This window comes from Stenotrophomonas sp. 01N47 (assembly GCF_056399165.1).
The window spans coordinates 104,563-124,762 of record NZ_JBFTQU010000011.1 but is presented as its reverse complement, the minus strand read 5'-3'; the positions used below and the strand labels follow the sequence as shown (position 1 = coordinate 124,762).

The 20,200-nt window shown below is 65.5% G+C and carries 18 protein-coding genes and 2 rRNA genes; 15 read left to right on the top strand and 5 right to left on the bottom strand.

The features are described 5' to 3' along the window. The first annotated feature begins 210 nt into the window (after positions 1 to 210). Both rrf (AC1DKR_RS18925) and rrf (AC1DKR_RS18920) read left to right on the top strand, forming a co-directional pair. Positions 211 to 325: ribosomal RNA gene (rrf, locus tag AC1DKR_RS18925) — 5S ribosomal RNA — on the top strand. Between the two features lie 132 nt (positions 326 to 457). Then, positions 458 to 572: ribosomal RNA gene (gene rrf / locus AC1DKR_RS18920) — 5S ribosomal RNA — on the top strand. Between the two features lie 218 nt (positions 573 to 790). On the opposite strand, the gene AC1DKR_RS18915 is transcribed toward rrf (AC1DKR_RS18920), so the two are convergent. Beyond that, positions 791 to 2,506: a M28 family metallopeptidase gene (locus AC1DKR_RS18915; protein ID WP_312787696.1), complete on the bottom strand. Its 1,716-nt coding sequence runs from the start codon at positions 2,504 to 2,506 to the stop codon at positions 791 to 793. Positions 2,507 to 2,584: 78 nt separating this feature from the next. Further along, positions 2,585 to 3,247, bottom strand: coding sequence for a DUF4097 family beta strand repeat-containing protein (locus tag AC1DKR_RS18910; protein WP_312787697.1), 663 nt, complete (start codon positions 3,245 to 3,247; stop codon positions 2,585 to 2,587). 169 nt (positions 3,248 to 3,416) lie between these two features. Between AC1DKR_RS18910 and AC1DKR_RS18905 the strand changes: the two genes are divergently transcribed. The 3 genes from AC1DKR_RS18905 to AC1DKR_RS18895 all read left to right on the top strand — a co-directional run bounded on the left by AC1DKR_RS18905 (position 3,417) and on the right by AC1DKR_RS18895 (position 6,791). Then, positions 3,417 to 4,649, top strand: a complete 1,233-nt coding sequence (locus AC1DKR_RS18905) for a murein hydrolase activator EnvC family protein (RefSeq protein WP_394198230.1) — start codon at positions 3,417 to 3,419, stop codon at positions 4,647 to 4,649. Positions 4,650 to 4,756: 107 nt separating this feature from the next. Next, positions 4,757 to 6,298, top strand: a complete 1,542-nt coding sequence (locus tag AC1DKR_RS18900) for a S41 family peptidase (protein ID WP_478034444.1) — start codon at positions 4,757 to 4,759, stop codon at positions 6,296 to 6,298. Positions 6,299 to 6,380: 82 nt separating this feature from the next. Continuing rightward, positions 6,381 to 6,791, top strand: coding sequence for a hypothetical protein (locus AC1DKR_RS18895; RefSeq protein WP_312787633.1), 411 nt, complete (start codon positions 6,381 to 6,383; stop codon positions 6,789 to 6,791). A 78-nt stretch (positions 6,792 to 6,869) separates the two neighbouring features. Here the strand turns inward: AC1DKR_RS18895 and AC1DKR_RS18890 are convergent, their stop codons facing one another. Then, positions 6,870 to 7,562 carry a rhomboid family intramembrane serine protease gene (locus AC1DKR_RS18890; RefSeq protein WP_025878304.1) on the bottom strand — a complete coding sequence of 231 codons (693 nt, stop codon included), beginning with the start codon at positions 7,560 to 7,562 and terminating at the stop codon, positions 6,870 to 6,872. A gap of 226 nt (positions 7,563 to 7,788) precedes the next feature. On the opposite strand from AC1DKR_RS18890, the gene AC1DKR_RS18885 reads away from it, so the two are divergent. The 4 genes from AC1DKR_RS18885 to AC1DKR_RS18870 all read left to right on the top strand — a co-directional run bounded on the left by AC1DKR_RS18885 (position 7,789) and on the right by AC1DKR_RS18870 (position 11,503). Beyond that, on the top strand, positions 7,789 to 9,216 hold the full coding sequence (locus tag AC1DKR_RS18885; protein ID WP_025878303.1) for an outer membrane protein transport protein: 1,428 nt from the start codon (positions 7,789 to 7,791) through the stop codon (positions 9,214 to 9,216). Positions 9,217 to 9,325: 109 nt separating this feature from the next. Then, entirely contained in the window at positions 9,326 to 9,766 is a 441-nt protein-coding gene (locus AC1DKR_RS18880) for a hypothetical protein (RefSeq protein ID WP_051501537.1), read from the top strand. A 71-nt stretch (positions 9,767 to 9,837) separates the two neighbouring features. Continuing rightward, positions 9,838 to 10,446 (top strand): nicotinamide riboside transporter PnuC, encoded by a 609-nt coding sequence (pnuC, locus tag AC1DKR_RS18875; protein WP_312787621.1) that lies wholly within the window; start codon positions 9,838 to 9,840, stop codon positions 10,444 to 10,446. Continuing rightward, on the top strand, positions 10,433 to 11,503 hold the full coding sequence (locus tag AC1DKR_RS18870; RefSeq protein ID WP_478034441.1) for an AAA family ATPase: 1,071 nt from the start codon (positions 10,433 to 10,435) through the stop codon (positions 11,501 to 11,503). Before pnuC ends, AC1DKR_RS18870 begins: the two co-directional genes overlap by 14 nt. An 88-nt stretch (positions 11,504 to 11,591) precedes the next feature. Here the strand turns inward: AC1DKR_RS18870 and putA are convergent, their stop codons facing one another. Continuing rightward, on the bottom strand, positions 11,592 to 14,810 hold the full coding sequence (gene putA / locus AC1DKR_RS18865; RefSeq protein WP_478034439.1) for a bifunctional proline dehydrogenase/L-glutamate gamma-semialdehyde dehydrogenase PutA: 3,219 nt from the start codon (positions 14,808 to 14,810) through the stop codon (positions 11,592 to 11,594). A 273-nt stretch (positions 14,811 to 15,083) separates the two neighbouring features. Here putA and AC1DKR_RS18860 point away from each other — a divergent pair, with 273 nt between their 5' ends. Genes AC1DKR_RS18860 through AC1DKR_RS18835 form a run of 6 tightly spaced genes read left to right on the top strand, consistent with a single transcriptional unit; the run spans position 15,084 to position 19,876 of the window. After that, complete coding sequence (locus AC1DKR_RS18860) at positions 15,084 to 15,560, top strand: DUF2244 domain-containing protein (RefSeq protein WP_025878297.1); 477 nt, start codon at positions 15,084 to 15,086, stop codon at positions 15,558 to 15,560. An 11-nt stretch (positions 15,561 to 15,571) separates the two neighbouring features. Next, a complete protein-coding gene (gene coxB / locus AC1DKR_RS18855) occupies positions 15,572 to 16,525 on the top strand; it encodes a cytochrome c oxidase subunit II (protein WP_394198217.1) in 954 nt (317 codons plus the stop codon). Positions 16,526 to 16,585: 60 nt separating this feature from the next. After that, entirely contained in the window at positions 16,586 to 18,193 is a 1,608-nt protein-coding gene (gene ctaD / locus AC1DKR_RS18850; RefSeq protein ID WP_025878294.1) for a cytochrome c oxidase subunit I, read from the top strand. Between the two features lie 8 nt (positions 18,194 to 18,201). After that, a complete protein-coding gene (locus tag AC1DKR_RS18845) occupies positions 18,202 to 18,399 on the top strand; it encodes a hypothetical protein (protein WP_154879164.1) in 198 nt (65 codons plus the stop codon). After that, positions 18,396 to 18,986 carry a cytochrome c oxidase assembly protein gene (locus AC1DKR_RS18840; protein ID WP_025878292.1) on the top strand — a complete coding sequence of 197 codons (591 nt, stop codon included), beginning with the start codon at positions 18,396 to 18,398 and terminating at the stop codon, positions 18,984 to 18,986. Before AC1DKR_RS18845 ends, AC1DKR_RS18840 begins: the two co-directional genes overlap by 4 nt. A gap of 14 nt (positions 18,987 to 19,000) precedes the next feature. Further along, positions 19,001 to 19,876: a cytochrome c oxidase subunit 3 gene (locus AC1DKR_RS18835; RefSeq protein WP_478034435.1), complete on the top strand. Its 876-nt coding sequence runs from the start codon at positions 19,001 to 19,003 to the stop codon at positions 19,874 to 19,876. Positions 19,877 to 19,929: 53 nt separating this feature from the next. On the opposite strand, the gene AC1DKR_RS18830 is transcribed toward AC1DKR_RS18835, so the two are convergent. Continuing rightward, complete coding sequence (locus tag AC1DKR_RS18830) at positions 19,930 to 20,148, bottom strand: twin transmembrane helix small protein (protein ID WP_010484233.1); 219 nt, start codon at positions 20,146 to 20,148, stop codon at positions 19,930 to 19,932. Between the last annotated feature and the right edge of the window lie 52 nt (positions 20,149 to 20,200).

The following is a 20,200-nucleotide window of genomic DNA, read 5'->3' as shown; positions in this document are numbered from 1 at the left end:
ATTGAGCTAACTGATACTAATGATCCGAGAGGCTTGACCATATAACCTCAAGTTGCCTTGGCCGACATGACATGTCGATAGATCCAAGTGCACGCTACGTCACAAGACCAAACGAGAGGCAGGCGCTCAGGCGCGTCTCTTTGCAACGCTGGCATCACCATGCCCGCACCCTGCARAGACACGACGYCCARGCGACACTCCAACCGCCTCCCTGGTGAAATTAGCGCTATGGAACCACCCGATCCCATCCCGAACTCGGAAGTGAAACGTAGCTGCGCCGATGGTAGTGTGGCCTAAGCCATGCGAGAGTAGGTCATCGCCAGGGTTTATACCCAAAAACCCCGCTGCACATGCAGCGGGGTTTTTTCTATTAAGTGAAGGCTCTGCTTTTTTGAGTTCCTTCCGCCCCAAGGGCAAGTACGTGAGCTGGCGCTGCAAGCGCTGCTGCAACCGTCTCCCTGGTGAAATTAGCGCTATGGAACCACCCGATCCCATCCCGAACTCGGAAGTGAAACGTAGCTGCGCCGATGGTAGTGTGGCCTAAGCCATGCGAGAGTAGGTCATCGCCAGGGTTTACATCCAAAAACCCCGCTGCTCACGCAGCGGGGTTTTTCTTTGCGCGCGAGAAACCGAAGGTAGTGCCGGCCGCTGGCCGGCAACCTCATGAACATCACGCGGCTGCACGTGCCAGCCGGCCAGCGGCCGGCACTACCGGGGCCCAGCAAAACACGCACAAAAAAAGCGGCGCCCAAGGGGCGCCGCCTTTTTTGGAACTCAACTGCTGGCGGACTTACTTCGCCGCAGCGGCCGGTGCCTTGGCCTTCATCATCGTGTCGCGGGCAGCCTTGAACGGATTGCCTTCGTACCAGTTGGGCCAACGATCGCCGCCGGCCAGTTCCTTGCCAACGCCGTACATCAGCTGCAGGTCCTCGACCGTGCCATCCAGCTTCCAGGTGGCCGGGTCATACTCGTCCTTCGGGCCGTGGTAACGGTTGGAACCGTAGTCTGCGGCCGCCTTGCGACCGGCCTCGACGCCGCCGTCGCGCAGGTCCTCACCGCCGTCGGCATACAGCGCCGGCACACCCGCCTTGGCGAAGTTGAAGTGATCCGAACGGAAGTAGAAGCCGCTTTGTACCGAGGTTTCGCCGTGCAGGGTGCGATCCTGGGCTGCAGCCAGCGGCTTGAGGATGTCTTCCAGCTCCGAACTGCCGAAGCCGGTCACCGTCACGTCCTTGGCACGACCGGCCACCGACATCGCATCGATGTTGATGACACCGGCGATCTTGTCCAGCGGGAAGGTCGGGTGGGCGACGTAGTACTTCGAACCCAGCAGGCCGGATTCTTCCAGGGTCACCGCCAGGAACACCACCGAACGTTCCGGCTTCGGCTCCTGATGGGCCATCGCTTCGGCCACCTCAAGGATGCCGGCCACGCCGGTCGCGTTGTCGACGGCACCGTTGTAGATGTTGTCGCCCTGTTCGCCCTCGTGCTTGCCGAGGTGATCCCAGTGCGCCATGTACAGCACGGCCTCGTCGGCGCGCTTGCTGCCAGGCAGTACACCCACCACGTTGCGCGACTGCTTCTGCGCGACCTTGCTCTTCAGGTCCACCGAAGCGGTTGCCTTCAGCGGCACCGGCTTGAAGCCGCGCTTGCTGGCATCCTTGTAGGCCTGGTCCAGATCCAGCCCGGCACCGGCGAACAGGGCTTTGGCCGCGTCGGCGCTCAACCAGCCCTGCACCGGCAGGCGCGGCTCTGCATCGTCCTTGGCCGGCAGGTCGTACTGCGGGCCAGCCCAGGAGTTCTTCACCACGTCCCAGCCGTAGGACGCGCCTGCGGTGTCATGCACGATCAGTGCGGCGGCGGCACCCTTGCGCGCGGCTTCCTCGAACTTGTAGGTCCAGCGGCCGTAGTAGGTCATGCGCTTGCCGTCGAACAATTTCTCGTCATCGACATGGAAGCCCGGGTCGTTGACGAACATGACCACGGTCTTGCCCTTCCAGTCCTGGTCGGCGTAATCGTTCCACTTCTGCTCGGGTGCGTCCACGCCGTAGCCGACGAAGACGAGGTCGCTGGCATCGACCTTCACTTCTGTCTGGCCGGTACGGGTGCCCACCACCATGTCGGTGCCGAACTTCAGCTCGCGGGTCTTGCCGTCCTGGGTGAGAGTGAGCACGGTCGACTCATCGGCCGTGGTTTCGGTCATCGGCACGTCCTGGAACCAGCTGTCGCCGTTGCCGGGCTGCAGGCCGATGCGCTGCATCTGGTCGCGGATATAGTTGACCGTCAGTTCTTCACCCTTGCTGCCGGGCGAGCGACCTTCGAACTCGTCAGAGGCCAGGGTCTTCACCATCTCGCCAAAGTCGGCGGCGTTGATCCCGGGAGAGAACGTGTGCGGGGCCGGCTTGGCGGTGCTGTCGGCGCTGGGCGCCGGAGCCGGGGTGTCTTCGCCTTTGCAGGCGCTGAGCGCGGCCGCAGCGGCCAGGCACAGGAGGAGTTTGCGGGGCATCATCGGTTCCTGGAAACACAAGGGACGGCCGCGCAGCGGGCGCGACCGGTATCGGGGAGTATCGTCCAAGCCGCAGGCTCAATCGGCCGGGGCGGTGTCGGTATCGAAGGGAATCGGATCGGCGCCGGTGACCGCGCCGATGCGTGCGCTGCGGTGGACATACAGAACCACTTCGCGCTCGAACAACAGGCTGCCACTGACCACGGCATTCGGGCCGATGATGACCCGAGGCTTGCGACTGGCGGTGAGCGAGACGCTGAAGTTCGGCTTGCGCACATGCACGCCGCCGCCGACCTGCGAGCCGATGCCGACGGTGATGTCGCCATTGACGGTCTCTACGTCCTTGCGCACGCGGCTGCCGACCAGGCCGATGCCGCCGTTGACGGTTTCCACGCCGCCTTCGATCTGGCTGCCCTGGTCGCTGAAGATGCTGCCGTTGACCGTGCTGACATCCCCATGGGCCGTCACTTCGCGGCCGAGGCGGATGCCGCCGTTGACGGTCTCGATGCTGCCGGTGCGGGCACGATCGGCGACCTTGACGCCGCCGTTGACGGTGTCGATGCTGCCGGTTTCCACGCCCTCGCCGACGCGGATGCCACCATTGACGGTGTCCAGCTTGCCGTAGCGCTGGCCCGGATCGGCGCTGATGCTGCCGTTGACCTTGCTCACGTCTGCCTGGGCCCAGGCCGGGCCACTGGCCAGCGCAATGCCGAACAGCAGCGGAATGGAGAGAGCTTTCATGGGAACCTCGTTGTTGTGCGGCTGGCAGGCCGCGTGCGGAGATGTCACCATTCCCCGCACGTCTCCGCATCTGCCTGAAGTCACTGGAAAGCCCTTGCGCAACAACGTCTTCCCCTCACGCCGGCATCACATCGCCACCCTGCGCGGTGGACGTTGCCTGTTGCTGGGCATGGCGCTTGCCCTTGCGCTGCCCATGCCTGGTGTGGCGCAGACCTCTTCGGCCCGCGAGGCCGAGCGCAAGCTGCAGAAGCTGCGCACCGAACTGAAGGGCGTGGCGCAGGAGCGCCGGCAGATCGAGGGCCAGCGCGGACAGGCGTCGCAGCAGCTGCGCGAGGCCGATGAAAAAGTCGCACGCAGTGGTCGCACGTTGGCCCAGACCGAGGCGGCACTGCGTGAGCAGAGCAGGGCGCTGGCCGAAGCCGAGCAGCGTCGCAATGCGTTGCAGTCCAATCTGGCAAAACAGAATCGCGAATTGGCAGGCCTGTTGCGTGCGGCCTACCAGATTGGCAACCACGCGCCGCTGAAGCTGTTGCTTTCGCAGGACACGGTGGCCGATGCCAACCGTGCGCTGGCTTATCACCGCTACCTGCAGCGCGAGCGTGCGCAGCGCATCACCACGCTGACGGCCGACCTGAAGGAGCTGGAGACACTGCAGACGCAGATCGCCCAGCGCCAGCAGCACCTGCAGGGTACCCAGCGGGAGCAGAAGCAGCAGGTCGCCACGCTCGCATCGGACCGTCGCGAGCGTGCGCAGACCGTGGCTTCGCTGGAAGAACGCTTCAAGGACAAGCGCGAGAAGGAGCAGGCACTGGGCCAGGATGCCAAGGCACTGGAAACCCTGCTGGCCAACCTGCGCGCTGCTGCGGCCCGTGCAGAGGCAGAGCGCCGTGCCGCCGCCCGCAAGGCTGCCGCCGAAAAGGCCGCCGCCGAGCGCGCGGCGCGCCAGGCCGCCGCGGCTGGCCGTCCACCGCCGCCGCCGACCAAGGTTCCTCCGGCCGTTGCCTCGGCGCCAGCGCCGAAGGTCGGTGGCCTGGGCTGGCCACTGTCGGGCAATCTGCTGGCCCGCTATGGCGGCAAGCTGCCGGACGGGCGCACCAGCAGCGGTGTGTTGATCGGCGCACCTGCCGGAAGCACCGTCACCGCCGTGGCCGACGGCACCGTGGTGTTCTCCGATTGGATGACCGGTTACGGCATGATCCTGATCGTCGACCATGGCAACGGCTACATGAGCCTGTACGCCCACAACGACACCCTGCTGAAGGATGCCGGCGCGCGGGTCAGCCGTGGCGACGCGGTGGCCAAGGTCGGCAACTCCGGTGGCCAGGGCGTGACGGCGCTGTACTTCGAGCTGCGCCGTGGTGGGCAACCGGTCAATCCGGACAGCTGGCTGCAGCGGCGCTGAATTCCGCCTGGCCGCAGCACGGCGGATTCAACGGGAATTTAGCCACGCTTCGCGCATAATCGGTGCATGTGCCTTGGGCACGATGCCATCGTCGACAGGAGTGATCCATGCGCGCAGCCCGTACCGCCACCCTCTTGCTGGCTCTGTTGCCGGCCCTGTCCTGGGCTCAGCAGACCGCCCCCATCCCGTCGAAGGAAACTCCCGGGAAGGCGGCGAGCAGCGAGGAGGCGGTGACCTCGAAGGTACCGCTGGACGACATCCGGCGCTTCGTGGCCGTCTACAACGCTGTGCGCGCGGCCTATGTCGACCCGGTCGATGACAACAAACTGATGCAGTCAGCTGTGCGCGGCCTGCTGCTCGACCTCGATCCGCACAGCACCTACTTCAACAAGGAAGATGCGGAGGCGTTCGACGAGCAGGCCAACGGCGCCTATGAAGGCATCGGCGTGGAGCTGCAGCAGCAGCCGGACAACGCCAGCATGAAGGTGATCTCGCCGATCGACGACACCCCGGCGGCCAAGGCCGGCATCCTCGCCGGCGACCTGATCATCGCCATCGATGGCAAGCCGATCAGCGCGATCGATGCCAGCGAACCGCTGCGTGGCCCGGCCGGCAGCAAGGTGGTGCTGACCATCGTCCGCGACGGCAAGCCCAAGCCCTTCGACGTCAGCCTGACCCGACAGACGATCCGCGTGACCAGCGTGCGCAGCCGCCTGCTGGAACCGGGCTATGGCTACATCCGCCTGAGCACGTTCCAGGCCGACACCGGCTCTGATTTCCAGAAGCACCTGCAGCAGCTGCAGAAGCAGTCCGGCGGCAACCTCAAGGGGCTGGTGCTGGATCTGCGCAGCAATCCGGGTGGTCTGCTGACCGCTGCGGTGCAGGTGGCCGATGATCTGCTCGACAAGGGCAACATCGTCAGCACCCGCGGCCGCATCAGCATCAGCGATGCACGCTTCGACGCAACCCCGGGCGACCTGCTGAAGGGGGCGCCAGTGGTGGTGCTGGTCGATGCCGGTTCGGCCAGTGCATCGGAAGTGCTGGCCGGCGCACTGCGTGACAACAAGCGCGCGCGCGTGATCGGCAGCCGCACCTTCGGCAAGGGCTCGGTGCAGACCGTGCTGCCGTTGGACAATGGTGACTCGGTGAAGCTGACCACGGCGCGCTACTACACACCCAGCGGTAAATCGATCCAGGCCACCGGTATCGTGCCGGAAGTGGAACTGAAGGCAGCACCGCGTCCGGAAGACGAGGCATTGCCGGCCAGCCTGAGTGACTACAGTGAAGCGACCCTGCCGGGCCACCTGCGCGGTGACGAGGAAGGCACCGAGGGCTACCACGCTGGCGCCGTGTTGCCGGGCGATGGCCCGATCAACGATGCACTGGCCGAACTGAAGAACCCGGGTTCGGTTGCGGCGCGCTTGAAGGCAGAAGCTGCGAAGGCCGAAGCGGACAAGGCGGCGAAGGTCGCCGCCAAGCCGGCGCCCAAGGCGGAGCCCAAGGCTGAAGCAAAACCGGAAGCAAAGCCGGAAGCAAAGCCGGAAGCAAAGCCGGAAGCAAAGCCGGAAGCAAAGCCGGAAGCGAAGCCCGAAGCGAAGCCCGAAGCGAAGCCCGAAGCGAAGCCCGTTCCGGCCCCGGCCACGCCCTGATGGTACGCCGGGCCACGCCCGGCTAACCTCGGTACGTCAAGGAGGCAGCACGATCGCATGTGTCGCCCCATAGAATCGATTCATGGACGATTCGACTCTCACCACCACGATCAGCAATCTGCTTGAGCGCCAGCCAGTGCCGATGGAGCAGGCTGCCGTCCTGATGGAATCGCTGGCGGGCCGCCATCGGATCGATACCCACCTCATCTACTGGTGGGCAAGCGCGCCGTTGATTGTCCAGAAGATTCACTACGACAGCAGTGAGGAAGGCCTCTCCTACCTGGCTGGACTGTTGGCGCAAGTGCAGAGCGAAATCTGCCTGGTGGCATCAGAAGAGCGCGCATCGCCTTGGCCGATGTGGACGCTGCAGGCAAGCGAACTGATTCCTCTGCTGGGCGAGCTGCCGTTCTTCGAGTACTTCCTGGTGTTGAATGACGGCGCAACGTTGCTCTTTGATACCCACCACAACACCTTGGTGGTCAGTCGCGAGTGACGTTTCTGGCATCGTTCCGGATGGAGCAGACCCAGAGCAATGAAGCAGCCTGGCAAGTTCGACTCTACCAAGCGGACGCTAGAACCCGTGCCGCTTGCGCAGTCGCCGTGCGATCGCCGCGCGCACGTACATGCCGTACACCACGCCGAACACGAAGCCCCCGATGTGCGCCCACCAGGCGACCATGCCGAAGGTCGGGCCGATGTAGGCGAACACCACCTGCAGCGCCGCCCACACACCGATCAGCAGATAGGCCGGGGCGCGCACGAACTCCAGGAACAGCCCCAGCGGGATCACCACGCCCAGGCGCGCGCCGGGGAACAGCGCCAGATAGGCACCGATCAATGCCGACACCGCGCCGCTGGCGCCGATGATGATCTGGTCCGGGCTGCCCATGGTGTAGATCGCGACCAGGTTGGAGATCGCCCCGCCCACCAGGAACAGCAGCAGCAACCGCCACGGGCCCAGCACCCGCTCGGCGGGCAGGCCGAAGATCAGCAGGAACACCAGGTTGCCCAGCAGGTGCGACCAGTCGGCGTGCAGGAACAGGGCGGTGAACAGGCGCAGCACGCTGCCGTCCTGCAGGGTTGCCCACCAGTCCAGCGGGTGGGTCAGGCCGGTGGACAGGGCGCCCCAGTCCAGCCACAGGCTTCCGCGGGCATCGTCCGGGCGCGAGATCGACCACAGGAATGCCAGCCACAGTGCCGCAAACAGCACGGGCGTAGCCCAGCGCAGGGTCGCCTTTTTGCGCGAGGGGAGGGAGACAAACATGGCACTAGCCTAGCGTGCGGGCGCTTTTGGCGGGGAAGGAGCCTGTTCAGCTTTTGCGACGAAGAAAGCGCCAGCGCTGTTATTGTTTCATTAACGGCTCTGGGTAATACTCGCATACGGCGTCGTATGTCGGGAGGGGAATCCGGCGCGCTTCGAAAGGCCATCCAGCCTGACGGGCGCAGGCGCACTTAGAGCACCATCACCGCTTACCGGAGAGAGAACTACGATGCAAACTGCTTCTACCATTGCCCGCCTGACCCTGCTGGCCGTCGGCGTTGCCGGTGCGCTGGCCGCCGCCGACGCCAATGCCGCCGCCTTCCAGCTGAAGGAAAACAGCGCCAAGGGCCTGGGCCGCGCCTTCGCTGGTTCCACCTCTGCCGAAGGCGATGCCTCGGTGGTCGCCACCAACCCGGCTTCGATGCGCCTGCTGGAAGGCACCCAGATCCAGGGTGACGTCAGCGCCATCAGCTTCGGCGCCAAGTTCCGCGGCGAAGGCCGCTATGCCAACGGCGCTCCGATTTCCGGCGGCAACGGCGGCGACGCCGGCATGATCGCTCCGGTTCCGGCCGCGTACTTCCACGTGCCGTTCGGCGAGAAGGACAACATGCACTTCGGCGTGTCGCTGACCGTGCCGTTCGGCTTCAAGACCGAATACGACCGTGACTGGGTCGGCCGCTACAACGGCGTCAAGACCGAACTGCAGGCCATCGACCTGGGTGCGGCCTTCTCCTACGACGTCAACCCGTACCTGTCGTTCGGTGCGTCGGTGTTCGCCGAGCGCCTGAATGTCGACCTGACCAGCGCCGTCGACGGCGGTACCGCCATCAACGCCAGCGCCCAGCAGCGCGCTGCCGCCGCTGCACTGGCCGCTGGCCGCACCCCGGCACAGGCCCAGGCCGCTGCCCAGGCCGCTGGCCGCCAGGCCGCACAGCTCGGCTTCTCGCCGGGTACCGCTGATGGTTACCTGCGCATCAAGGGCGACGAAGTGTCCGTCGGCTACACCCTGGGCATGACCGTCAGCCCGGTGGAAGGCACCAACATCGCCTTCAGCTACCGCTCGGAAGTCGAACACAAGATCACCGACGGCAAGGCCGACTTCACCATGACCCCGGCTGCTGCAGCGTTCCTGGCGCAGGCTGCTCCGGGCACCTTCGTCGACAGCAACGGCCGCGCGACCATCACCCTGCCGGCCAGCGCCACCGTCAGCTTCACGCACCGCGTGAACGACCAGTGGAAGATCATGGCCGACGTGTCGCGCACCGCATGGAGCAAGTTCGACGAAGTGCGCGTCGACTACGACTCCAACCAGCCCGACAGCGTGCTGCCGTTCCACTACCGCGACACCACCTTCGCTTCGATCGGTACCGAGTACCGTCTGAACGAGCAGCTGACCCTGCGTGGCGGTCTGGCCTATGACCAGACCCCGACCACCGACGCCCACCGTGACGTCCGCGTGCCGGATACCACCCGCAAGTGGCTGTCGCTGGGCCTGACCTGGGCGCCGTCGGAGAAGATGGAATACAGCGTGGGCTACACCCACCTGTTCACCAAGGATCCGAACATCAACTCGACCTCCGCTACCGCCAACAACGTTGTCGGCAAGTACAAGGTCACCGGCGACGTGCTGGCTGCGTCGATGCAGTACAAGTTCTGATTCCGGCGATTGCCTGAAGCAGTACGAAGGAGGCCCCGCGCAAGCGGGGCTTTCTTTTTTCCGGGGGTCTGCATCCACGCATGGCGTGGATCTACGCGACAATGGCCTGATGGCCGATCGCCGATACCTGAAGAAGATGACCCGCTACTGGGCCGCCGAAGAGGCGAGGGCCACCGTGGCGCTGCAGGATGCGCTCGCATCGGAATGGTTCGACTACTGGCATACCCACTTGGACTGGAAGGGGCGTGGCAATCGCCACGGCAGTGATCGCACCGCCGTTGCCGCCGCGTTGCTGCGGCTGCTCGAGCGCGCGGTGGCCTGCAGGCGGCAGGACACCCAGTGCTGGGTGGTGTTGGCGCCGGATAGCGGCCAGAGCGCGCTGTTCCTGCATTCGCCGAATCCGCAGGGTACGCCTTGGCCGCATCCGTTCGATGGCGTGACCTGGGATATCGAAGCACCGGATTGGCTCGCGCCTGTGATGGCGCCGCACCATCAACTGGGCCGCTGGGGTAGCGCAGAGCCCCGGCTGCTGGTGCGCGTGCGCGCTTGATTTCCATCCACGCATGGCGTGGATCTACTGGCTCAATCCCGCGGGGCGTGGATCTACGCGACAATAGCGCGATGAACCTGTCCGATCCGAACTTCCAGCTGGAGCTGGCTGCCAACATCGCCGTTGCCGGCTCGATCCTGCTGGCCGGTCGCAACAACGTGCATACGTGGTGGCTGGGCATCGTCGGCTGCGTGCTGTTCGCCGCGGTGTTCGAGCGCTCGCACCTGTACGCGGACATGGTCCTGCAGTTCTTCTTCGTGGTCATCAGCGTGTTCGGCTGGTGGCAGTGGCTGCGTGGTGACCATGGCGCGCCGCTGCCCATCACCCGCTTGCCTGCACGCGCGTGGAGCTGGCTGCTGCCGTTGGCGGTGCTGGCGACCTTCGGTTACGGCTGGATGCTGACCCGGCTGACCAATGCGTATGCGCCCTACATCGACTCGGCGGTGCTGGTGCTGAGCGTGATCGCACAGATCCTGATGATGCGGCGCAAGCTGGAATCGTGGTGGGTGTGGCTGCTGGTCAACACCATCGCGGTGCCGCTGTACTACAGCCGTGGGCTGCACCTGACCTCGATCCTGTATGTCGGTTTCTGGATCAACGCGCTGGTGGCGCTGCGTCACTGGCGGCACCTGATGCGCGCCGAGGCGGATACGGGCAGGGCGGCCGATGGCATTGCCTGAGCGGGTACCGCGCGGGTTGGTGGTCGGCAAGTTCTGCCCGCTCCACCTCGGCCACGAGCGCCTGATCGAATTTGCTTCTGCACGCTGCACCCAGCTGCTGGTGATCGGCTGGTCTCAGCCGGGCTTTGCCGGCTACAGCGCAGAGCGCCGCGAGCGCTGGCTGCGCGCGCGCTTTCCGCAGACGACGGTGGCGGTGCTGGATGATGCGCGGCTGGCGGCGTTGTGCAGGCAACAGGGTGTTCCCGTACGTGCGCTGCCGCAGGACAAGGACAGTGAGCAGGTGCAACGCGCGTTCACCGCATGGCTGTGCCTGGCGCTGTTTGGCGGACCGGTGCAGGCTGTTTTCACCGGTGAAGACTACGGCGATGGTTTCGCTGTAGCCCTGGCGCAGCATTTCAATGCGCCGGTGCAGCACCATCGGCTGGAGCGTTCGACCGACATCGGTCAGGCCAGTGGTACCGAACTGCGCGCCGATCCGCATGCGCATCGACAGGGCCTGAGCCGGTCGGTCTATGCCGACCATGTGCAGCGGGTGGCCTTCATCGGCGGTGAGTCCACGGGCAAGAGCACGCTGGCGCGGGTGCTGGCCGAGCGCCTGGGTACGGCATGGGTGCCGGAATTCGGGCGTACGTTGTGGGAGCAGCAGGGCGGCGAGCTGCAGGCGCAGGATCTGCTGCGTATCGCTGCGACCCAGCCGCAGCACGAGCACCAGGCCGCGCAGCATGCATATCGCTGGGTGTTTTGCGATACCACGCCGTTGGTGACGCTGGGCTACAGCGGCTGGATGTTCGGCACTGCGCCCGAACCACTGCAGCGGGCCGCGGCGCGTGCGTACGACCTGTTGTTCCTGTGCGCCCCGGATATCCCGTTCGAGCAGGATGGAACGCGTGTGGGTGAGGAGTTCCGCATGCGCCAACACGCGTGGTATCTGCAGCAGTTGCAGGCGCGAGGAATGGCGTATGTGCTGCTGGAAGGCGATCTGGAGATGCGTATCGCGCGGGTGCTGGAGGAATTGGTGAGGCGTGCGGACAACCGGTTCAGTGTGCTGGCGGAATGAGTTGCCAGGGGCTGGCAGGCCCGCATCCGCCCAACATGAAAAAACCCCGCTTTCGCGGGGTTTTTCGTTTACTGCATGACGCCTGGGATCAGTCGCCCAGGGTCAGCAGCGAGGCGTTGCCGCCGGCGGCGGTGGTGTTCACCGTCACCGTCTTTTCGGTGGCGAAGCGCAGCAGGTAGTGCGGGCCGCCGGCCTTGGGGCCGGTGCCGGACAGGCCCTGGCCGCCGAACGGCTGCACGCCGACCACCGCACCGATCTGGTTGCGGTTGACGTAGACGTTACCGACGTGGACGCCGTTGCTGATGCGGTCGACGGTCTCGTCGATGCGCGAATGCACGCCCAGGGTCAGGCCATATCCGGTGGCGTTGATCTGGTCGATCACCGCGTCGAGCTGGTCGCCCTTCCAGCGGATCACGTGCAGCACCGGCCCGAAGATTTCCTTCTGCAGCTGGCCCAGATCCTTCAGCTCATACGCACGCGGTGCGAAGAAGGTGCCGTTGGCCGCTTCGGCGGACAGTTCGGCAGCCGCGATCAGGCGCGCTTCGCGGTCCATGCGCACGGCGTGGTCCTGCAGGATCTGCAGTGCGTCAGCGTCGATCACCGGACCGACGTCGGTGGACAGCAGGCCCGGGTTGCCGACTTTCAGTTCCTTCATCGCGCCGGCCAGCATGGTCATCACCTTGTCGGCGATGTCGTCCTGCACGAACAGCACGCGCGCGGCCGAGCAGCGCTGGCCGGCCGAGGTGAAGGCCGAACCGATGGCGTCCTTGACCAGCTGTTCCGGCAGTGCCGAGGAGTCGGCGATGAAGGCGTTCTGGCCGCCGGTCTCGGCGATCAGCACGCCGATGGCGGCATCGCGTGCAGCCATCGCGCGGTTGATCGCACGGGCGGTGTCGGTGGAGCCGGTGAAGGCCACACCGGCCACGCGTGGGTCGGCGGTCAGCGCGGCACCGACGGTGGCGCCATCGCCCGGCAGGTACTGCACCACGTCAGCCGGCACGCCGGCATCGTGCAGCAGCTTCACTGCGTAGTAGCCGATCAGGTTGGTCTGCTCGGCCGGCTTGGCGATCACGCTGTTGCCGGCGGCCAGTGCGGCAGCCACCTGGCCCAGGAAGATCGCCAGCGGGAAGTTCCACGGACTGATGCAGACGAACACGCCGCGGCCATGCAGCTGCAGTTCGTTGGATTCGCCGGTCGGGCTGGGCAGCTTCTCGGCGTGGCTGAACTGCTCGCGCGCCTGCCTGGCGTAGTAGCGCAGGAAGTCCACGGCTTCGCGTACTTCGGCGATGCCGTCGGGCAGGCTCTTGCCGGCTTCCTTCACGCACAGCGCCATGAATTCGGGCATGCGCGCTTCCAGCTGGTCGGCGGCGTGCTCGAGGATGGCGGCGCGGCTGGCGGCCGGGGTGCGGTTCCAGGCCGGCTGTGCGGCCACGGCATTGGCCAGCGCCTTCTGCACGGTGGCGGCATCGGCGGCCTGCCACTGGCCGACCACTTCACGGGTGTCGGCCGGGTTGGTCACCGGCAGCGATGCGCCGGTCGGGTTCGCGCCCGGCACCAGCGGTGCGGCCTGCCAGGGCTTCACTGCAGCGTTGAGCTGCTCGGCCAGGGCGCGCAGTTCGTTGTCGTTGGCGAGGTTGGCGCCCATGGAGTTCTTCCTGCCGTGGTTCTGGCTGCGCAGCAGGTCAACCGGCAGCGGGATCTTGGGATGCGGAATCGATTCGAACGAGGACACCATCTCGACCGGATCGCGGACCAGGTCGGCGATCGGCACGCGCTCGTCGGTGATGCGGTTGACGAAGCTGGAGTTGGCGCCGTTTTCCAGCAGGCGACGCACCAGGTACGGCAGCAGGTCTTCATGCGAGCCGACCGGCGCGTACACGCGGCAGGGCAGGCCAAGGCGATCGGCCGGCACTACTTCGGCGTACAGGTCATCGCCCATGCCGTGCAGCTTCTGGTGTTCGTAGACGCCACCGTTGGCGATGCTGCGCACTGCGGCGATGGTGTGCGCGTTGTGCGTGGCGAACATCGGGTAGATCGCGTCGGCATGGGTAAACAGACGCTTGGCACACGCCAGGTAGGACACGTCGGTGTTCTGCTTGCGGGTGAACACCGGGTAGCCGGCATAGCCTTCGATCTGCGCGCGCTTGATCTCGGCGTCCCAGTAGGCACCCTTGACCAGGCGCACCTGCAGGCGACGACCGGCGCGGCGGGCCATGTCGGCCAGGTGGTCGATCGTGTACGGCGTACGCTTCTGGTAAGCCTGCACGACCACGCCGAAGCCATCCCAGCCGGCCAGCGAGGCATCGCCGAACACCTGCTCGATGATGTCCAGCGACAGTTCCAGGCGATCGGACTCTTCGGCGTCGACGGTGCAGCCGATGCCGTAGCTCTTGGCCAGCTGCGCCAGTTCCAGCACGCCGGGCACCAGGTCCTTCAGCACGCGCGCGCGCTTGGCGTGCTCGTAGCGCGGGTACAGCGCCGACAGCTTGATCGAGATGCCCGGTGCGTTGTTGACGTCGCCATCGGCACGGCCACCACGCGCCTTGTGGTCACCACCGATGGCGTGGATCGCACGACGGTAGTCTTCCAGGTAACGCAGGGCGTCCTTCATGGTCAGCGCGCCTTCGCCGAGCATGTCGAACGAGTAGCGGTAGCTGGCGCTGTCGCCCTTGTGCGAGCGTGCCAGCGCTTCGCCGATGGTGCGGCCCATGACGAACTGGTGGCCCATGATCTTCATCGCCTGGCGCACGGCCAGGCGTACCACCGGCTCACCGACGCGGCCGACCAGGCGCTTGAACGCGCTGGGCGCATCGGCGCGGGTGGCGTCGTTCATCTGCACCAGCTTGCCGGTCAGCATCAGGCCCCAGGTGGAGGCGTTGACCAGCACCGAATCGCTGCCGCCCAGGTGTTTTTCCCAGTCGGCATCGGCCAGCTTGTCGCGGATCAGCTTGTCGGCAGTCTCCTGGTCCGGAATGCGCAGCAGCGCCTCGGCCACGCACATCAGCAGCACGCCTTCCTCGCTGCCCAGGTCGTACTGGCGCATGAAGGCTTCGATCGCGCCCTGGTCCTTGGCGCGCACACGCACCCGGGCGACCAGGTCGGCGGCCAGCGCCTGCACCTTGGCCTGCTCGTCGGCCGGCAGGCGCGCCTGCGCCAGCAGTTCGCGCACATGGCTGGCCTCGTCCTTCAGCCAACCATCGGTGATGGCCTGGCGGAACGGGTTGGGGGACGCCGGCAGTTCCGGCGACAGCAGCGCCGAGTGACGCGGGGCGTCGCTGGCGGCAATGGGAGAGGAGGGTGCGTTCATGCCGGTCCGGCCAGTGGAAAACTTGGCGATTTTAATCATTTTTTCGACTTCAGGAAGGCCCGCGCAGCCACCTTCATGAATGCTGATAGCCCCTAGCGGTGGTGGATTCAGCGTGTTCAGCAAAGTCGGGCCGTTTTGTGCCGAATTCGTCATTCGCACCGCTGGGCCCATGCTGTATTGCAGCATCGGAAAAAGTGTGAATGCACCCTTGCTACCGGCGAGAGGGCAGGGCTACCATCGAGACGTTTCCCGCGGCAGGAACGCGGTTGCGACATGATCGAGGTGCTTACAGCTCCGGATGGGTCAGGTACGCAGCTGCGACTGCGTCCCCCACGGGCGCTCGATGCCCGGCAGTTCGTCCTGTTGTTTGCTGTGTTGTCGGGAGTGATGTGGCTGGTGTCCGCCTTCGGGTGGGTGGCCGGCAATGCATTCGCCCCCCTGTTCGCGCTGCTGTACAGCCTGTTGCTGGCAGCTGCGTTGCGCGCGTTGTGGCGCAGTGGTGAACGGCAGGAGGAAATCCGGGTAGTGCCGGCGTGCGTGGAGGTCATCCCCGTGCCCGGTGGATCGCCGGTGTTCCGGGCTCATCCGCACTGGGTGCGCCTGCTCACCGACGACCAGAGGGTCCGGCTGGCATCCAGCGGCCGGCAGGTGGAGGTGGGGAGTTTCCTCGCGCCGGCCGAACGTCAAACGCTTGTTGAAACGCTTGAAGATTTGCTCGCCGCCAGCGATGGCGGCAACCGACGACGCTAAGGGTCTAGGCAATGAAGCAAAGCAGAGGGTGGGGCACGAAGTGCGTTGCAATGGCCGCCGCGATGGGGGCCCTGCTGTCGATGCCGGGGACGGCGCTGGCCCAGGCGGCCGATCCAAAACCGTGGCAGTTGAACATGGGCAAGGGGGTGACCCAGACCTCGCGCCTGGCCTGGGAATCGAACAACCTTTCGTTGATCGTCTGTACGGTGATCGGCGTGATCGTGTTCGGCGCGATGGCCTACGCGATGTTCAAGTTCCGCAAGTCCAAGGGTGCGGTCGCTGCTACCTTCAGCCACAACACCAAGGCCGAAGTCATCTGGACGGTGATCCCGGTGATCATCCTGGTGGTGATGGCGTGGCCGGCCACGGCCAACCTGATCAAGATGTACGACACCCGCGATGCCGAGATGACGGTCAAGGTGACCGGCTACCAGTGGATGTGGAAGTACGAGTACCTGGGCGAGAACGTGACCTTCACCAGCCGCCTGGACCGCGAGTCCGACCGCATGCGGCAGAGTGGCAAGGTACCGACCCGCGAGAGCCATCCGCACTACCTGCTGGATGTCGACAACCGGCTGGTGCTGCCGGTGGACACCAAGGTGCGCTTCGTCATCACCTCCGACGATGTGATCCACGCCTGGTGGGTGCCGGCGCTGGGCTGGAAACAGGACGCCATTCCCGGCTTCATCAACGAAGCCTGGACCAGCATCGAGCAGCCCGGTGTCTACCGCGGCCAGTGCGCGGAGCTGTGCGGCAAGGACCATGGCTTCATGCCGATCGTGGTCGAGGCGGTGTCCAAGGAAGAATTCAAGCAGTGGCTGGCGCAGCGCAAACCGGCGCCTGCACCGGCAGCCCCTGCCGCGCCCGCCGAACCCACCGCGCCTGCCAGTGAAACGCCGGCGCAGCCGGCGGCACCGGCAGCCGCCGAGGCCGGCAACGCGCCTGCGGCGGCCAGCGGAGCCTGATGTAACTGCCCGCGGCCGTACGCGGCTGCGGCGACAACCGATCCTGAGAGGTGTTTTGCAATGGCGCACTCGGCAGTTGGGCACGACGATCACCATCACCCGCAGAGCTTCTTCGAGCGTTGGTTCTTCTCGACCAACCACAAGGACATCGGCACGCTGTACCTGGGTTTCAGCTTCATCATGTTCGTCATCGGCGCGTTCATGAGCGTGCTGATCCGGCTGGAACTGGCCCAGCCCGGCATCCAGTACATCCGTCCGGAAATCTTCAACCAGCTGACCACCGTACACGCGCTGGTGATGATCTTCGGCGGGGTGATGCCGGCCTTCGTCGGCCTGGCCAACTGGATGATCCCACTGCAGATCGGCGCGCCGGACATGGCGCTGCCGCGCATGAACAACTGGTCGTTCTGGCTGCTGCCGGTGGCCTTCAGCCTGCTGCTGCTGACCTTCCTGCTGCCCGGTGGCGCGCCGGCCGGTGGCTGGACGCTGTACCCGCCGCTGTCGCTGCAGGGCGGCTACAACGTGGCGTTCACCGTGTTCGCCATCCACGTGGCCGGCATCAGTTCGATCATGGGCGCGATCAACATCATCGCCACGGTGCTGAACATGCGCGCGCCCGGCATCGACCTGCTGAAGATGCCGATCTTCTGCTGGGCCTGGCTGATCACCGCGTTCCTGCTGATCGCGGTGATGCCAGTGCTGGCCGGTGCGGTGACGATGCTGCTGACCGACAAGTTCTTCGGCACCAGCTTCTTCAATGCGGCCGGTGGTGGCGACCCGGTGATGTTCCAGCACATCTTCTGGTTCTTCGGCCATCCCGAGGTCTACATCATGATCCTGCCCGCCTTCGGCGTGGTCAGCGAGATCATCCCGACCTTCAGCCGCAAGCCGCTGTTCGGCTACCAGGCGATGGTCTACGCCACTGCGGCGATCGCGTTCCTGTCGTTCATCGTCTGGGCCCACCACATGTTCACCGTGGGCATGCCGCTGGGCGGTGAGATCTACTTCATGTTCGCCACCATGCTGATCTCGATCCCGACCGGGGTGAAGGTGTTCAACTGGGTCAGCACGATGTGGCGCGGTTCGCTGACGTTCGAAGCCCCCATGCTGTGGTCGGTGGCGTTCGTCATCCTGTTCACCATCGGTGGGTTCTCCGGCCTGATGCTGGCGATCGTGGCCGCCGACTTCCAGTATCACGACACCTACTTCGTGGTCGCCCACTTCCACTACGTGCTGGTGACCGGCGCGGTGTTCGCGCTGATCGCGGCGGTGTACTACTGGTGGCCGAAGTGGACCGGGCGCATGTACAGCGAGAAGTGGGCCAAGGTGCACTTCTGGTGGTCGATCGTGTTCGTCAACCTGTTGTTCTTCCCGCAGCATTTCCTGGGCCTGGCCGGCATGCCGCGCCGCATCCCCGATTACTCGGTGGCGTTCGCCGACTGGAACCTGATCAGCTCGATCGGTGCGTTCGGCATGTTCGCCACGCCGTTCATGATGGCTGCGATCCTGCTGTCCTCGCTGCGCAACGGCGAGAAGGCCGAGGCCCGCTCCTGGGAAGGCGCGCGCGGCCTGGAGTGGACGCTGCCGTCGCCGGCACCGGCGCACACCTTCACCACGCCGCCGACCATCCGCCCGGGTGACCTGGCCCACGACGATATCGGTCATTGAGGTGCTGCATGCATAACGAGAGCCCGATCACCCCGGCCAGAGCCGAGCCACGCGTGGCCGCAAGCGCATCGACAGGCCAGCGGCCAGGCACCGCGCCGCTTTATGCGGAGCAGCGCCAGCGCGCCAAGCGCACCGCGTTGTGGGTGGGCGCGATCGCCGTGCTGGTGTACGTCGGCTTCATCCTCAGCGGCGTGATCGGTCGATGAGCGAAACACCGGCCACCGCTCCGTCACGCAGCGCCGGCCTGCCGCGCCTGATCGGCGTTGCGGTGGTGGTATTCCTGCTGACGTTCTCGCTGGTACCGCTGTATCGCATCGCCTGCGAGAAGGTATTCGGCGTGCGCCTGGAACGTGGCCCGGGCAGCGAAGCCAGTACCGGTGCTGCCACCGGCAAGCGCACCGTGCGGGTGGAATTCGATGGTGGCGTCAATTCGCGGCTGCCGTGGTCGTTCCATCCCGAGCAGCTGACCATGGATGTGGTGCCTGGCGAGCTCAACGAGGCGCTGTACTTCGCCCGCAACGACAGCCAGCAGGCCGTGGTCGGCAGCGCGGTGCCGTCGGTGGCGCCGGCACGCGCGTCCGGGTTCTTCAGCAAGACCGAGTGCTTCTGCTTCACCGCGCAGACCCTGCAGGCCGGCGAGAAGCGCGACATGCCGGTGCGCTTCATCGTCGATCCGGACCTGCCGCCGGAAATCCGCACGATCACCTTGTCCTACACCTTCTACCGCAACGATGCGTTGTCCGATCGGCTGGCGCCCGCCGCCACGTCGGAAGGCGCCCACGCTGCTCCCTGACCCGGATACCGACCATGGCCCAGACACCTACCGACGCCAACGTGTACTTCGTCCCGGCCCAGAGCAAGTGGCCGTTCGTCGGTTCCATTGCGATGATGGTGACCATGGTCGGCGTGGCCAGTTGGCTCAATGAAGCCAGCTGGGGCCGCTGGACCTTCTACATCGGCGTGGCGATGCTGGTGCTGACCCTGTTCTGGTGGTTCAGCGACGTGGTGCGCGAGTCGCAGGCCGGCAACTACAACCGGCAGGTGGATGGTTCGTTCCGGATGGGGATGGTCTGGTTCATCTTCTCCGAAGTGATGTTCTTCGGTGCCTTCTTCGGTGCCCTGTTCTACACCCGCCACCTCGGCCTGTCGTGGTTGAGCGGCGAAGGGCGCGGGGTGATGACCAACGAGCTGCTGTGGCAGGGCTACTCGGCCGGCTGGCCGACCAATGGCCCGGCGGCGATCGGTGGCGCGTTCCAGACGATCCCGGCCTGGGGCCTGCCGCTGATCAATACGCTGATCCTGCTGACCTCGGGCGTGACCCTGACCATCGCCCACCATGCGCTGAAGGCGGGCAACCGCCGTCAGCTGTTGATCTGGCTGGGCCTGACCGTGCTGCTCGGCCTTGGCTTCCTGACCCTGCAGGCCGAGGAGTACATCCACGCCTACAAGGAATTGAACCTGACGCTCGGCTCGGGCATCTACGGTTCGACCTTCTTCATGCTGACCGGCTTCCACGGCGCACACGTGCTGCTGGGAACGATCATGCTGATCGTGATGTGGCTGCGGTCGGCGAAGGGACACTTCACCCGCGACAACCATTTCGGCTTTGAAGCGGCCGCGTGGTACTGGCACTTCGTCGACGTGGTGTGGCTGATGCTGTTCCTGTTCGTCTACGTGCTTTGACCGCGCAGGCGTCGGCAGAGTCAGCCGCCGGCGCTGCCTGGTCTGATGGGGCGTCAGCCGCCGATGCCGTGCGGTTTGATCCAGCCCATGTAGATGCTGACGATCACCAGTACGATCAACGCCACCGACACTCCGATGCGGCGGGTCAGTGCATTGACCGTGCGCTTGGTCTGGCCGCGGTCCACCAGCAGGTAATACAGGCCGGCGCCCAGATTCCAGACGATGACGATCAGAAACGCGATTACCAGCAGGGTCTTCAGCGAATCACTCATGCGCGGCTCGAGGGCAGGGTGGATGTGCCTATCTGACCGCGTTTGCGCGGAC